This is a genomic window from Terrabacter sp. 05T424 (assembly GCF_056396225.1).
This window is the reverse complement of sequence record NZ_JBFTLB010000009.1, coordinates 61,603-75,041: the sequence shown is the minus strand read 5'-3', so window position 1 is coordinate 75,041 and position 13,439 is coordinate 61,603. Positions and strand designations below refer to the sequence as shown.

At 72.1% G+C, this 13,439-nt stretch carries 16 protein-coding genes; 6 read left to right on the top strand and 10 right to left on the bottom strand.

The window, feature by feature from the left end; translation table 11 throughout:
• Positions 1–219: 219 nt before the first annotated feature.
• The 6 genes from purF to AC1DE0_RS17760 are packed head-to-tail and all read right to left on the bottom strand — an operon-like array spanning position 220 to position 5,131.
• Positions 220–1,782 carry an amidophosphoribosyltransferase gene (gene purF / locus AC1DE0_RS17785; protein WP_478103241.1) on the bottom strand — a complete coding sequence of 521 codons (1,563 nt, stop codon included), beginning with the start codon at positions 1,780–1,782 and terminating at the stop codon, positions 220–222.
• A 26-nt stretch (positions 1,783–1,808) separates the two neighbouring features.
• Positions 1,809–2,396: an RNA 2',3'-cyclic phosphodiesterase gene (gene thpR, locus AC1DE0_RS17780; protein WP_478103238.1), complete on the bottom strand. Its 588-nt coding sequence runs from the start codon at positions 2,394–2,396 to the stop codon at positions 1,809–1,811.
• Positions 2,393–3,577, bottom strand: coding sequence for a CaiB/BaiF CoA transferase family protein (locus tag AC1DE0_RS17775; protein WP_478103234.1), 1,185 nt, complete (start codon positions 3,575–3,577; stop codon positions 2,393–2,395). Before AC1DE0_RS17775 ends, thpR begins: the two co-directional genes overlap by 4 nt.
• Complete coding sequence (locus AC1DE0_RS17770; protein WP_478103229.1) at positions 3,574–3,822, bottom strand: hypothetical protein; 249 nt, start codon at positions 3,820–3,822, stop codon at positions 3,574–3,576. Before AC1DE0_RS17770 ends, AC1DE0_RS17775 begins: the two co-directional genes overlap by 4 nt.
• Complete coding sequence (locus AC1DE0_RS17765) at positions 3,819–4,199, bottom strand: sterol carrier family protein (protein ID WP_478103225.1); 381 nt, start codon at positions 4,197–4,199, stop codon at positions 3,819–3,821. The genes AC1DE0_RS17770 and AC1DE0_RS17765 overlap by 4 nt, the downstream gene beginning before the upstream one ends.
• A gap of 50 nt (positions 4,200–4,249) precedes the next feature.
• Complete coding sequence (locus tag AC1DE0_RS17760; RefSeq protein WP_478103220.1) at positions 4,250–5,131, bottom strand: LLM class flavin-dependent oxidoreductase; 882 nt, start codon at positions 5,129–5,131, stop codon at positions 4,250–4,252.
• 103 nt (positions 5,132–5,234) lie between these two features.
• Between AC1DE0_RS17760 and AC1DE0_RS17755 the strand changes: the two genes are divergently transcribed.
• From AC1DE0_RS17755 to AC1DE0_RS17745, 3 genes are read left to right on the top strand one after another with little or no spacing between them, the layout of a single operon-like run.
• The gene (locus AC1DE0_RS17755) at positions 5,235–5,660 is read left to right on the top strand and encodes a VOC family protein (protein ID WP_478103216.1); all 426 of its coding nucleotides are present in this window, start codon (positions 5,235–5,237) and stop codon (positions 5,658–5,660) included.
• Between the two features lie 4 nt (positions 5,661–5,664).
• Positions 5,665–6,474 (top strand): GNAT family N-acetyltransferase, encoded by an 810-nt coding sequence (locus AC1DE0_RS17750; protein ID WP_478103213.1) that lies wholly within the window; start codon positions 5,665–5,667, stop codon positions 6,472–6,474.
• Positions 6,475–6,488: 14 nt separating this feature from the next.
• Entirely contained in the window at positions 6,489–7,289 is an 801-nt protein-coding gene (locus AC1DE0_RS17745) for a spermidine synthase (RefSeq protein WP_478103210.1), read from the top strand.
• 9 nt (positions 7,290–7,298) lie between these two features.
• Here AC1DE0_RS17745 and AC1DE0_RS17740 read toward each other — a convergent pair whose 3' ends face one another.
• A complete protein-coding gene (locus tag AC1DE0_RS17740; RefSeq protein ID WP_478103206.1) occupies positions 7,299–7,676 on the bottom strand; it encodes a MarR family winged helix-turn-helix transcriptional regulator in 378 nt (125 codons plus the stop codon).
• 116 nt (positions 7,677–7,792) lie between these two features.
• Here AC1DE0_RS17740 and AC1DE0_RS17735 point away from each other — a divergent pair, with 116 nt between their 5' ends.
• From AC1DE0_RS17735 to AC1DE0_RS17725, 3 genes are read left to right on the top strand one after another with little or no spacing between them, the layout of a single operon-like run.
• Positions 7,793–7,960, top strand: coding sequence for a hypothetical protein (locus AC1DE0_RS17735; protein ID WP_478103202.1), 168 nt, complete (start codon positions 7,793–7,795; stop codon positions 7,958–7,960).
• Positions 7,961–7,972: 12 nt separating this feature from the next.
• Positions 7,973–9,025, top strand: coding sequence for a phosphotransferase (locus AC1DE0_RS17730; protein WP_478103200.1), 1,053 nt, complete (start codon positions 7,973–7,975; stop codon positions 9,023–9,025).
• A gap of 35 nt (positions 9,026–9,060) precedes the next feature.
• The gene (locus tag AC1DE0_RS17725) at positions 9,061–10,077 is read left to right on the top strand and encodes an LLM class flavin-dependent oxidoreductase (protein WP_478103196.1); all 1,017 of its coding nucleotides are present in this window, start codon (positions 9,061–9,063) and stop codon (positions 10,075–10,077) included.
• A 59-nt stretch (positions 10,078–10,136) separates the two neighbouring features.
• Here AC1DE0_RS17725 and purL read toward each other — a convergent pair whose 3' ends face one another.
• Genes purL through purS form a run of 3 tightly spaced genes read right to left on the bottom strand, consistent with a single transcriptional unit; the run spans position 10,137 to position 13,431 of the window.
• Positions 10,137–12,455, bottom strand: coding sequence for a phosphoribosylformylglycinamidine synthase subunit PurL (gene purL, locus AC1DE0_RS17720; RefSeq protein ID WP_478103193.1), 2,319 nt, complete (start codon positions 12,453–12,455; stop codon positions 10,137–10,139).
• On the bottom strand, positions 12,452–13,147 hold the full coding sequence (purQ, locus tag AC1DE0_RS17715) for a phosphoribosylformylglycinamidine synthase subunit PurQ (protein ID WP_478103189.1): 696 nt from the start codon (positions 13,145–13,147) through the stop codon (positions 12,452–12,454). Before purQ ends, purL begins: the two co-directional genes overlap by 4 nt.
• Entirely contained in the window at positions 13,144–13,431 is a 288-nt protein-coding gene (gene purS / locus AC1DE0_RS17710; protein ID WP_478103186.1) for a phosphoribosylformylglycinamidine synthase subunit PurS, read from the bottom strand. The genes purQ and purS overlap by 4 nt, the downstream gene beginning before the upstream one ends.
• Between the last annotated feature and the right edge of the window lie 8 nt (positions 13,432–13,439).

Here is a 13,439-nt window from a genome sequence, read left to right as displayed (position 1 = left end):
CCGAGCGTCGAGGCAGGTCCACGGCCGCGCGAGTGGTGGAGCCGAGCCTGTGGACGACGAGACGCTTGGGCGATCGCCTGTGGACGACGCAACGAGGTTCCTGCGATTCGAGGTGATGCATCGCAGCCCAGCGCGACCAGACACCTCCACTCGCAGCGGCGTCGTCCGGTTCGAGGTGATGCGTCGCGGCCGAGCGCGACCCGATACCTCGAAGCGGGGTCAGGGGTGCTGGAGGGCGCTCTCGCCGCCGACCCCGACACCGAGGCTGACGCCCTCGACGTCGACCGAGCGGTCGTGGCCGGTGCGCACCGACAGCGGCAGCGTCTCGAGGACGTGCTTGCCGATGCGGCCGTCCTCCGGCAGCTCGATGGGGTACTTGCCGGTGAAGCAGGCCGAGCACAGCTCGTCGGCGGGCTGGTTGGTCGCGCCGATCATCCCCTCCTCGGAGATGTAGCCGAGCGAGTCGGCGCCGATCGAGGCGCGGATCTCCTCGACCCCGAGCCCGGTCGCGATGAGCTCGGCCCGCGTCGCGAAGTCGATGCCGTAGAAGCACGGCCACTGCACGGGCGGCGAGCTGATGCGCACGTGCACCTCGAGCGCACCCGCCTCGCGCAGCATGCGGATCTGCGCGCGCTGGGTGTTGCCGCGCACGATGGAGTCGTCGACGACGACGAGGCGCTTGCCGCGGATGGTGTGCTCGAGCGGGTTGAGCTTGAGCCGGATGCCGAGCTGGCGCAGCGTCTGCGAGGGCTGGATGAAGGTGCGCCCGACGTAGGCGTTCTTCACGAAGCCCTGGCCGAACGGGATGCCCGACTCCTGCGAATAGCCAACAGCCGCAGGCACGCCCGACTCGGGCACGCCGATGACGAGGTCAGCGTCGACGGCATGCTCGCGGGCCAGGACCCGGCCCATCTCGACGCGAGCCTCGTGCACCACCCGGCCGCGGATGACGGCGTCGGGGCGGGCGAGGTAGACGTACTCGAACACGCAGCCTTTCGGCTGGGGCTCGGCGAACTTGTGCGAGCGCAGGCCGTCCTCGTCGATGACGATGAGCTCGCCGGGCTCGACCTCGCGGATGACGGCCGCACCGATGGTCTGGAGCGCCGCGGTCTCGGACGCGACGACCCAGCCGCGCTCGAGTCGGCCGAGGGCCAGGGGACGCACGCCCCAGGGGTCGCGGGCGGCATACAGCGTGGTCTCGTCCATGAAGACGAACGAGAAGGCACCGCGCAGCTTGGGCAGCAGCTCGAGCGCGGCCTGCTCGGGCGTCTTGTCCTCGTCGGCCGACAGGAGCGTCGTCACGAGGGCGGTGTCGGAGGTGTTGCCGCGGGCGAGCTCGCCGGTGACGCGGGCGCCGCCGAAGTGCTCGTCGACGAGGGCCTTGAGCTCGACCGTGTTGATCAGGTTTCCGTTGTGGGCGAGGGCCAGCGTGCTGTGGCCGGTGCCGCCGAGCGTCGGCTGGGCGTTCTCCCACGTGGAGCCGCCAGTCGTCGAGTAGCGCGTGTGCCCGATCGCGATGTGGCCGCGCAAGGACGACAGCGCGGTCTCGTCGAAGACCTGCGACACGAGGCCCATGTCCTTGTAGACGAGGATCTTCTCGCCGTCACCGGTGGCGATGCCGGCCGACTCCTGCCCGCGGTGCTGCAGTGCATAGAGCCCGAAGTACGTCAGCTTCGCGACGTCCTCTCCGGGGGCCCAGACGCCGAAGACCCCACAGGCGTCCTGCGGGCCCTTCTCGCCGGGGATGAGGTCATGACCTAGTCGACCGTCGCCACGTGCCACTGCGCCAGTGTCCCACAGCGACGCGCTCAGTCCGACCGCGGTCCAGCCCCCGGCAGCGCCCGCAGCGGCAGCTCGGCCACCACCTCGTAGCGCGGCCGCCGCCCGCGCCCCTCCCCCAGGTGCGACTCGACGAGGGCGAGCGCGGTGGCCCGCCACGCCGGCCCCTCCCACGGGTCCAGCGCACGGATCCAGCGGGTGGCCTCGGTCGGCCGGTGGAAGCGCCCGAGCGTGAGGTGCGGGTGGAAGCGCGTGCCGTCGGGCGTGGCACCGGCCGAGCCGGCCGCATTGCGTATGCCGTGTGCGACCGCCCCGAGGTCACCGCGCGCCTGCTCGACGCCGGCCCACAGGACGCGGGCGGCATACGGGTTGGGGAAGGCGCCGGCGCCCGCGAGCTGCAGCACCAGGGGGTCGCGCCGGCCGGCCGAGCGGGCCAACGCGTCGGTGAGGTCGTCGAGCCGGGCCTCGGGCACGGCACCGAGGAACGCCAGTGTGACGTGCCACTGGTGGCGGTCGGTCCAGCGGATCTCGGGACTGGCCTCACGCCTGGGTGCGACGTGGTCCTCGAGGTCGTCGAGGACCTCGTCGGGCGGCACGACGGCGACGAACAGCCTCATGGCTGCGCTGCGACACCTGATGCGATCAGGTTATCCACGTCGTCGATTCCCCACGCGGACAGGGCTGCCCGCGTGTCAGCCCCGGGAGTGGACGGCGGCGTCGACAGTGCGACCGGCGTGCGCGAGAAGCGCGGCGCCGGCGCGGGCTGCACGACGCCGTGGTGCTCGACGTAGGTGCCACGCGCCGCCAGGTGCGGGTGGTCGGGCGCCTCGGCGTAGGACAGCACCGGCTCGACGCAGGCGTCGGTGCCCTCGAAGAGTGCCACCCACTCGTCGCGGGTGCGGGCACGGAAGGTGTCGCAGAGCAGCGCCCGCAGGGCCGGCCACCGCCCGGGGTCGAGGCGGTCGGGTGCCGCTTCGGTGAGGTCGAGCAGGCGCAGGAACTCGGCGTAGAAGGCCGGCTCGAGCGGGCCGACAGCCATCCAGCCGCCGTCGCGCGTCTCGTAGACGTCGTAGAAGGGGGCGCCCGAGTCGAGCAGGTTGGTGCCGCGCCGGTCGGACCACAGCCCGGCCGACACGAGGCTGACGACGAGGGACGAGAGGTGGGCCGTGCCGTCGACGATGGCGGCGTCGACGACCTGCCCGCGACCACTGGTGCGGGCCTCGAGCAGCGCCGCGAGGACTCCGACGACGAGGTAGAGCGCACCGCCGCCGAAGTCGCCGACGAGGTTGACCGGCACCTGGGGCGGTCCCCCGGCACGGCCGATGGCGTGCAGGGCGCCGGTGATGGCGACGTAGCCGATGTCGTGCCCGGCGGTCTGGGCGAGCGGGCCGTCCTGGCCCCAGCCGGTCATCCGGCCGTAGACGAGCGCCGGGTTGCGCTCGAGGCACACGTCGGGGCCGAGCCCGAGCCGCTCGGCGACCCCGGGCCGGTAGCCCTCGACGAGGACGTCGGCCCTCTCGACGAGCGCGAGGGCGGTGGCGAGGCCGTCGGGGTGCTTGAGATCCAGCAGGACGGACGGGCGCCCGCGCCGCAGCACGTCGGCTTCGGGCGCGAGGGGGACGGGCAGCGAGGGGCCGCCGGGTCGGTCGACGCGGATCACGTCGGCCCCGAGGTCGGCGAGCAGCATCGCCGCGAACGGTGAGGGGCCGATGCCGGCCAGCTCGACGACCCGCACCCCGGCGAGCGGGCCCGTGCGCCGCGTGTCGTTCGGGGCGCGGTCACCGGCCGGGTCGGTCACGACCGGTCGCGACCTGACCGGTCGAGCAGGATGCCGAGGACGCCGGCCAGGCCGGTGCCGAGGAGCGCCCCGAGGGAGCCGATGTAGAGGGCGCCGGTGGTCTCGGAGTAGCCCTGGACCCCCTCGCCCCGCAGCGAGACGAGGGCGCCGATGACGAAACCGAGGACTGCACCCGTGATGAGGAACCGCTTGAAGTTCGGGATGCGGGAACGTTCGGGGCGGGCGGGGGGCGGGGTCTGGCTCACGCGCCCACCCTAAGCGAGGAGATCGGCAGCAGACCCTCGAGGTGGGCGCGCTGTCCGCTCGCCCGGACGAGCGCCCCGTTGAGCGCGTCGTCCCAGGAGAGCTCTCCGACGGCCAGCCGCAGCCAGGTGGCGGCGTCGGTCTCGATGACGTTGGGCGGGGTGCCTCGGGTGTGCACCGGGCCCTCGATGCACTGGACCGCGCCGTGCGGCGGCACGCGCACCTCGACGGTGCGGCCGGGCGCGATGGTCGCGAGCTCCTCGAGGGTGTAGCGCACCGCGGTCGCCGTGGTGCCCCGGTCAGCCACCCAGCCGGCCGCGCGGCACGCCTCGAGCGCGGCGTGACCGGCGGCGATCGGGGTGCGTCGGCGTGGCGGCATACGGGAAGGCTATCGACGGGTGGTGTCAGCGACCCGAGCGGTGCCCGGGCTCAGCGCAGGCGTGGCAGCACGTCGGAGACGACCTCGTGGAGGACGTCGCGGGTGCCTCGGTAAGGATCGCTCGGACGCGGCCAGTGGGTGATGACGTCGGTGAAGCCGAGCTCGGCCGCCCGCCCGACGGCGTCCTCGAAACACGCAGCGCTCGAGAGCGTGAACGTCGGCGCCGAGTCGAGGTTGAGGTAGCGGTCGAGGTCGCCGGAGGCGCGACCGGCGTCGGCCAGCGCCTCGTCGACCCGCGTGCCGAGCGAGGCGACCAGCCCCCACCACTCGTCGTCGGTGTCGACGGTGCCGCCGTAGGTCATCCAGCCGTCGCCGCGCTCGACGGCGAGGCCGATCGCCTTGGGGCCGTTGGCCGCCACGACGAGGGGCACGCGGTTGCCGGTGTCGCCCCCACGGACCGGCCCGGGCAGGGTGCGCACGTCGCGGGCGCCGTAGAACCGGCCCTCGGCGTCGACGTGGTCCTCCGAGAGGAGCCGGTCGAGCAGGCCGGTGAACTCGTGGAACCGCGCCGTGCGGTCACGCAGCGGCAGGTCCTCGCCCATGATGCGCGAGTCGACGTCGCCGCCCGCACCGATGCCGAGCAGGAAGCGCCCGCCCGAGATGTCGTCGAGCGCGAGCACCTCGCGCATGAACTGCACGGGGTGGTGGTTGTTGGGAGACGACACGAACGTGCCGAGGCCGATGCGGTCGGTCACAGCGGCCGCGGCAGCCAGCGTGGGCACGGCGCCGAACCACGGGGAGTCGGGCAGTCCGCCCCACGTGACGTGGTCGAACGTCCACGCGTGGTCGAAGCCCATCTGCTCGGCCTCTCGCCACATCGGCTCGGCCACGGACCAGGCGTGCTCGGGGAGGATCGTGAGACCGAAGCGCATGCCCCGACGCTAGCGCGCGGGTCGGACGGGCACCTCCGTTGTGCCTGTCGGCGCCGGGCAATAGCGTCGGACCATCCCAGAAGCGCAGGAGAAGGAGCGCCCCATGTCCAACCTCGTCGTCCACTTCGAGATCCACGGCTCGGACCCCGAGCGCCTCGCGGACTTCTACTCCTCCCTCCTCGGCTGGTCCTTCCAGCAGTTCGGCGACATGCCCTACTGGGCGATCACCACGGGTGAGGAGGCGATCAGCCAGGGCGGGGCCGGCCACGGCATCAACGGCGGCCTGACCCAGCGCCAGGGCCCGGCCCCCGAGATCGGCGGCCCCGTCGCCGGCGCCAACATCGTCGTCGCGGTCGACGACGTCGACGGCCTCTTCGCCAAGGGACTCGAGCTCGGCGGGTCCGAAGCCCTCGCACCCAACGACATGCCGGGCGTCGGTCGCCTCGCCTACCTGCACGACCCCGACGGCAACATCTTCGGGCTCATCTCCGCCGTGATGTCCGACGGCACGGTCGCGATGGGCTCCTGACCCCGTGGGGCGAGGGACCAGCCGGGTCTGGGACGCCGCCGCGGTGCTCGGGGCCTCGAACGAGTGGGGCTGGGTGCCCGAAGGCGCACCGCACGTCCGCACCGACGAGTACCTCGTCGTCGCCTACCCCCACCACTTCCTCACGCCCACGTCGGCGCGCGTCTTCGGCTCCGACCGCGACGCCGCCGAGCTCATCGGCGAGATCTGCGACATCGCGCGCGGGTGGGGCCGCGACCGCCTGTGGTGGCGAGTGTCCGACGTCTCTCGGCCGACGGGTCTCGAGCCCGGGCTGATGTCGCGCGGAGCCCGCGTCGTCGACCGCATGGACGTGCTCGCCCTCCCCCTGGATGACGACCTGCCCGACCTCGCGATCCCCCGCGATGTCGAGACCCGCCGCGTCACCGACGAGCAGACGGTGCGCGACGCGATCGCCGTGGGCAACGATGCATTCGGCGGGACCGACCCCACTGACGACCAGGTCGCGTCCGCCCTGCTCGAGGTCGAGCGGGGGCTGGGTGACGACTCCGGCGGACGCTGGGTCGCCTACGTCGACGGCAGGCCGGCGGGCACGGGCGGCTACACCCTCGCCGACGACGTATGCCGTCTGTGGGGTGGCGGCACGCACAGCTCCCTTCGGGGCCGCGGGGCCTACCGCGCCGTCCTCGACGCCCGGCTGAGAGCAGCGCGCGCCGCGGGCGCGACCCTGGGCCTGACGCACGGCGTTGTCGACACGTCGTCGCCGATCCTGCGCCGCATCGGGTTCACCCGCTACGGCGAGGAACGCACGCTGGTGCTCGACCTCACACCGCCGTGACCGCGGAACCGCCTGTGGCAGAGCGTGTCTCGCTCGAATGGGACGAACGCGGCGGAGTCACCGTGCACATGGACGGCTCGCCGCAGTCGCACGTCCAGCTCGACGACCCCACCCTGCTCGTCTTCGAGTACGTCCAGCACCTGGCCCTCGCCATCGACGCCCTGCCGCCCGGCCCGCTGAGGGTGACCCACGTCGGCGGCGCGGGCCTCACGCTCCCGCGATGGGTCGAGGCGACGCGCCCGGGTTCGCCCCAGATCGTCCTCGAGCCCGACGCTGGTCTCACCGACCTCGTCCGTCGCGAGATCCCGCTCCCCCGCCGCCACCGCATCCGGGTGCGGCCCGTCGACGGACTGACCGGCATCCGGGCGCTCAAGGCCGGCTCGGCCGACGTCGTGGTGACCGACGCCTACGCGGGAGGCAGGGTGCCTGCTGAGCTGGCCGGCACGGCATACGCCCACGAGGTCGCGCGTGTGCTGCGCGCCGATGGCGTGGCCCTCTGGAACCTCGCCGACGAGCCCGGGATGCGCTGGGTCGCCCGACTCGTGGCCACCGTGGCGACCACGTTGCCGCACCTCGCACTCATCGCCACCCACGAGGTGCTCAAGGGTCGCCGCTTCGGCAACTCGGTGCTCGTGGCCGGCGCGTCGCCCCTGCCGGTCGAGACGCTGCGGCGCGACGTCGCCCGGGCCAACCTGCCGCCGGGGCTCCGGGAGGGCACGGCCCTGACCCGCCTCGTGGCGGGTGCGCGGCCGTTCGGCGAGACCGGAGAGCCGAGCCCGCCGCCTCCCGACGCCGGCCGGTGGAGGGTCCGCTGAGGCCGGCCGTCACCGGCCGGCGAGCTCGGCGAGGGTGGCGCGGAACTCGGCGTAGCGCTCCTGCCCGACCTGCCGCGCCCAGTGGGCCTCGATCTCCGCGATCCGCGCCGCGACCCTGCGGGTCAGGCGGGTGCCCTTCGCCGTCCGTCTCACGATCCGCGACCGGCGGTCGGCCGGGTCGGGCACGGTGCGCAGGTGACCCGACTCGCCGAGCTGCGCGACGAACTGGCCGCACCCCTGCTTGGTCATGCGCAGCCGCGACGCGAGCTCGGTGATGGTGATCCCGTCGGGCGGCACCAGCTCGAGCAGCCGGAAGTGGGACATGCGCAGGCCCTGCCAGTCCTCGTTCGCGAAGACGGTGCGCACCTGCTCGAAGAGGGTTCCCATGAGACGCGGGGCATGCTCCTCCGTGACAACACCGTTGACCAAAGTCATAAAGTGACTTTACCATCTGAGTTGGGAAAGTCACTTTCTCACCTCGTTGCACGCGGGAGGGGCACACGATGGGCGACCGCACGATCCTCGGCAGCGCTGACGTGACCGATGACGAGCTCCTGGCGTATGCCGCCACAGCCTTGGGGCTCGACGCCACCCGCTGTCGGCTGGCCGGGTCGCAGGCGGAGGTCGTGGACTACGACCTCCCCGCCATCACGACCGGTGGCCGCTGGTAGGTCACCGCCGACGTGGCCACGCCCGACGGTCCGGCGTCGGTGCGGTTCTTCGTCAAGCTCGTGCAGTCGTGGAGCAGGTCCTCGTTCTTCGCGTTCGTTCCGCCCGCGTTTCGCGAGATGGCCGAGCTGGGCGTGCCCTGGCGTACCGAGCCGCTCGTCTACGAGTCCGACCTCGCCGACCGCCTGCCCCCGGGCCTGAGCATGGCCGCGGCGGTGGACGTCAGGCCCGTCGACGAGCTGTCCACCGTGATCTGGCTGCGCGAGGTCGCCGTCGTCGGCTCGGACTGGCCCGTCGACGAGCTCGCTCGCGCGGCACGTCTGCTCGGCCGGCTGGCGGCGAGCCACCGCGTCAGGCCGCTCGCGGCGATCGGCGAGGCCGACGGCCGTCGGGGGGTCCGGTCGTACGCCGAGGGCCGGCTCCCAGCCCAGGTGGCGCCGTTGCTCCGGGCCGACGAGGTCTGGCACCACCCGGTCCTCGCCGCGACGTTCCGCGCCCCTCTGCGCAGCCGCCTGCTCGCCCACCTCGACCGGGTCGACGAGTACGTCGACTGGCTCGAGACGGTGCCCGAGGGCACGGCGCACGGTGACGCCTGCACCAACAACCTGCTCGTGCAGGACGGCAGCGACCACCTCGTGCTCATCGACTTCGGCTTCTGGAGCACCCAGCCCCTCGGCTTCGACCTCGGTCAGCTGCTCCTCGGCGACGTGCAGATCGGACGGCGGGCGGCCGCGACACTGGCTGACGTCGAGCGGGCCTGCGTGCCCGCCTACGTCGACGGGCTGCACGACGAGGGCTGCGACCTGCCCCTCGACGTCGTCCGCCGCGCGCACGCGCTGCAGATGCTGATCTTCTCCGGCTTCTCCTCGTTCATGCTCGAGGGCCTGCTCGACCCGTCTAGTGGCGGCGAGGGCACCACCGGGACCGGGCCGGACGCCGCCCTCCTCGAGCAGGCGACCGAGCGCGCGCGCATCACCGAGTTCGTGCTCGACCTCGTCGACGACACGGAGACGCACGCGAACGCGCAGCCGGCCCACCCAGCACGACCGACCCTCCGACCTGCCTGAGGAAGGGTTCTGGGCCGCGAGACGTTGCACGCCGTGTGAAGAACATCGGGTTTCTCTCGTTCGGACACTGGACGCCGTCGCCCCACTCGCAGACCCGATCTGCGTCGGACGCGTTGCTGCAGTCCATCGACCTCGCAGTGGCCGCCGAGGAGCTCGGTGCCGACGGCGCCTACTTCCGGGTGCACCACTTCGCGCGTCAGCTCGCCTCACCCTTCCCCCTGCTCGCCGCGGTCGGGGCACGCACGAGCCGCATCGAGATCGGCACCGGGGTGATCGACATGCGCTACGAGAACCCCCTCTACATGGCCGAGGACGCCGGGGCCGCCGACCTCATCTCGGGCGGTCGGCTGCAGCTCGGCATCAGCCGGGGGTCACCCGAGCAGGTCATCGACGGATTCCGCTACTTCGGCTACCAGCCCGAGGGCGACGACCACGCGTCGATGGCACGCGACCACACGCGCACCTTCCTCGACGTCATCGGCGGCGAGGGGTTCGCGCAGCCGAACCCGCGCCCGATGTTCCCCAACCCGCCCGGCCTCCTGCCGATCGAGCCCCAGTCCCCCGGCCTGCGCGACCGCATCTGGTGGGGTGCCGGCTCGCGCGCGACGGCCGAGTGGACGGCCGAGCAGGGCCTGAACCTGATGAGCTCGACGCTGCTCACCGAGGACACCGGCGTGCCCTTCCACGAGCTGCAGGCCCAGCAGATCCAGATGTTCCGCGACGCCTGGAAGGCCGCCGGCCATGAGCGTGAGGCACGGGTCTCGGTGAGCCGCAGCGTCTTCCCGATCGTCAGCGACCTCGACCGCCAGTACTTCTTCCGCGAGACGGCGAGCCAGGACCAGGTCGGACACCTCGAGGGCGGTCTTGCGCGTTTCGGCAAGACGTATGCCGGTGAGCCCGACCAGCTGGTGCGTGACCTCGCCGGAGACTCGGCGATCGCGGCGGCCGACACGCTGCTGCTCACGGTGCCCAACCAGCTCGGCGTCGACTACAACGCGCACGTCATCGAGAGCGTCCTCACCCACCTCGCGCCCGAGCTCGGCTGGCGCTGAGGACAGACGACGAACGGCGAGCACCAGCAGGTGCTCGCCGTTCGCGCGGAACCGGGCGGTCAGACCCCGAAGACCGCCGGGAGCGTGAACTCGTGCGCCGACTTCAGCTCGGCCACAGAGGCCGAGAGGACACCGGTGATGTCGAGGTCGCGACCACCGGTCGCCCCGATGCGCGCGTGCGGCAGGTCGCCGAGCAGCGCCTCGAACTCGGCGGCGTGACCGGCCGGCACCGCGACGAGCGCGCGGGCGCTCGACTCGGAGAAGAGCGCGGTGAACGCGTCGAGGGGGTTGCCGTCGTCGTCGACGCCGACCCGGTCGAGACCGTCGATGGTGACCCCGACGCCGTGGCGCATGCACGCCTCGGCGAGCGCGATGGCGAGCCCGCCCTCGGAGAGGTCGTGGGCCGCCTCGACGATGCCGCTGCGGGCTGCCTCGACGAGGACGCGACCCAGGGCCTGCTCTGCCGCGAGGTCGACCCGCGGCGGGTGCCCACCGAGGTGCTTGTGGATCACGTGCGCCCACTCCGACCCGTCGAGCTCGTCGCGGGTGGTGCCGAGCAGGTAGACGTGGGCGTCCTCGCTGCGGAAGCCGGAGCCCGAGCGCTTGGAGACGTCGTCCATGACGCCGAGCACGCCGATGACAGGCGTCGGGTGGATGGCGACGTCACCGGTCTGGTTGTAGAACGACACGTTGCCGCCCGTGACCGGGATGCCGAGGAACTTGCAGCCCTCGGCGATGCCGCGGATCGCCTCGCGGAACTGCCACATGACGCCCGGATCCTCGGGCGAGCCGAAGTTGAGGCAGTCGGTGACCGCGAGCGGTGCCGCACCTGCGGTGGCGACGTTGCGGTAGGCCTCGGCGAGCGCGAGCTGCGCGCCGGCATACGGGTCGAGCTTGGCGAAGCGGCCGTTGCAGTCGGTGGAGATCGCGACGCCGCGCCCGGTCTCCTCGTCGACGCGCACGACGCCGGAGTCGTCGGGCTGCGAGAGCGCCGTGTTGCCGAGGACGTAGCGGTCGTACTGGTCGGTGATCCACGACTTGTCGCAGAGGTTCGGCGACCCGAGCAGCGTCAGCAGCTGGGCGCGGATCTCGTCGCCGGTCTCGGGCTTGGCGAGCGCCCCTGCGCCCGAGGCGTTCAGCTCGTCGAGGTATGCCGGCCGGGCCAGCGGCCGGTCGTAGGTCGGGCCCTCGTGGGCGACCGAGCGCGGCGGCACGTCGACGATGGTCTCGCCGTGCCAGGTGATGACGAGGTGGCCGCCATCGGTGACCTCGCCGATGACGGTGGCCTCGACGTCCCACTTGTCGGTGATGGCCATGAACTGCTCGAGGTGCTTCGGCTCGACGACCGCCATCATGCGTTCCTGCGACTCCGACATGAGGATCTCCTGCGGCTGCAGGCTCGCGTCGCGCAGGGGCACCAGGCTTAGCTCGACCTGCATGCCGCCGTCACCGTTGGAGGCGAGCTCACTTGTCGCACAAGAGAGCCCGGCGCCACCGAGGTCCTGGATGCCGTCGACGACGCCCGCCTTGTAGAGGTCGAGGCAGCACTCGATGAGCACCTTCTCGGCGAAGGGGTCGCCGACCTGCACGGCCGGGCGCTTCGTCGGGCCGCCCTCGTCGAACGTCTCGGACGCGAGCACCGAGACGCCGCCGATGCCGTCGCCGCCGGTCTTGGCGCCGAAGAGGATCACCTTGTTGCCGACGCCGGACGCCTTGGCGAGGTGGATGTCCTCGACGCGCATCGCGCCGACGCAGAGCGCGTTGACGAGCGGGTTGCCCTGGTAGCAGTCGTCGAAGACGACCTCGCCGCCGATGTTGGGCAGACCGATGCAGTTGCCGTAGCCGCCGACTCCGGCGACGACACCCGGCAGCACGCGCTGGGTGTCGGGGTGGTGCAGGTTGCCGAAGCGAAGGGGGTCCATGACGGCGATCGGGCGGGCACCCATCGACATGATGTCGCGGATGATGCCGCCGACGCCGGTCGCGGCGCCCTGGTAGGGCTCGACGTAGGACGGGTGGTTGTGCGACTCGACCTTGAAGGTGACCGCCCAGCCGTCGCCGATGTCGACGACGCCGGCGTTCTCACCGATGCCGACGAGGAGCTTCTCGCGCATCTCGTCGGTGGTGTTCTCGCCCCACAGCTTGAAGTGGATCTTGCTCGACTTGTAGGAGCAGTGCTCGCTCCACATGACGGAGTACATCGCGAGCTCGGCGATGGTCGGGCGGCGCCCGATGATCTCGCGGATGTTGGCGTACTCGTCAGGCTTGAGCCCGAGCTCGGCCCACGGCTGCTCGACGTCGGGCGTGCCGGCCGCGTGCTCGACGGTGTCGAGGACCGGCTCCGCGGACGCCTGCTGGACGGTCTGGGTGTCGCTCATGCGTTGGCCGCGCTCTCGAGGGTCTTCGTGATGATCGAGGTGAAGAAGGCGCGCCCGTCGAGGCTCGGGCCGTAGCCGGCCTCGACGGCGTGCTCGGGGTGCGGCATGAGACCGACGACGTTGCCGCGCTTGTTGGTGATGCCGGCGATGTTGCGGTAGGAGCCGTTCGGGTTGCGGCCCTGGGCATCGGGCACGTAGCGGAACACGACGCGCCCATCGCCCTCGAGCTTGTCGAGGGTCTTGTCGTCGGCCACGAAGCCACCCTCGCCGTTCTTGAGGACGATCGTGATCTCCTGGCCGGCCTCGAAGTCGGAGGTCCAGGCGGTCGAGGCGTTCTCGACGACGAGCCGCTGGTCGACGCAGTTGAACTTGCGGTGGTCGTTGCGGATCAACGCCCCGGGCAGCAGGTGGCTCTCGGTGAGCACCTGGAAGCCGTTGCAGATGCCGAGCACCGGCAGGCCACCCTTGGCGGCCGGGACGAGGGCGTCCATGACGGGCGCGAACCGGGCGATGGCCCCGCAGCGGAGGTAGTCGCCGTAGGAGAAGCCGCCGGGGAGGATGACCGCATCGACGCCTCGAAGGTCGGCGTCTCCGTGCCAGAGCGCGACGGCCTCGCCGCCACACTCCCGCACGGCCCGCGCCGCGTCTCGGTCGTCGAGGGAACCGGGGAACGTGACGACGCCGATCCTCACTGCTCGCCGTCCTCCGACTCGCCCTTGCCCTCGGAACCGTCGAGCACGCGTACGGAAACGACGTCCTCGATGACCGGGTTCGACAGGAGGGTCTCGGCTGCCTCACGGGCGGCCGTCAGGTGCTCGTCCGTGACGTCGCCGTCGACGGTGAGCACGAAGCGCTTGCCCTGGCGGACGTCGGTGAACCCGTCGAACCCGAGCCGCGGCAGGGCGCCGCCAACGGCCTGTCCCTGGGGATCGAGGATCTCTGGCTTGAGCATGACGTCGACGACGATGCTTCCCATCAGTGGTG

Coding starts and splice junctions, on each gene's coding strand:
- thpR (WP_478103238.1), bottom strand. CDS start 2,396: ATGAGGCTGTTCGTCGCCGTCGTGCCGCCCGACGAGGTCCTCGACGAC.
- AC1DE0_RS17765 (WP_478103225.1), bottom strand. CDS start 4,199: ATGCCGCCACGCCGACGCACCCCGATCGCCGCCGGTCACGCCGCGCTC.
- AC1DE0_RS17760 (WP_478103220.1), bottom strand. CDS start 5,131: ATGCGCTTCGGTCTCACGATCCTCCCCGAGCACGCCTGGTCCGTGGCC.
- AC1DE0_RS17755 (WP_478103216.1), top strand. CDS start 5,235: ATGTCCAACCTCGTCGTCCACTTCGAGATCCACGGCTCGGACCCCGAG.
- AC1DE0_RS17740 (WP_478103206.1), bottom strand. CDS start 7,676: ATGGGAACCCTCTTCGAGCAGGTGCGCACCGTCTTCGCGAACGAGGAC.
- AC1DE0_RS17735 (WP_478103202.1), top strand. CDS start 7,793: ATGGGCGACCGCACGATCCTCGGCAGCGCTGACGTGACCGATGACGAG.
- purL (WP_478103193.1), bottom strand. CDS start 12,455: ATGAGCGACACCCAGACCGTCCAGCAGGCGTCCGCGGAGCCGGTCCTC.
- purS (WP_478103186.1), bottom strand. CDS start 13,431: ATGGGAAGCATCGTCGTCGACGTCATGCTCAAGCCAGAGATCCTCGAT.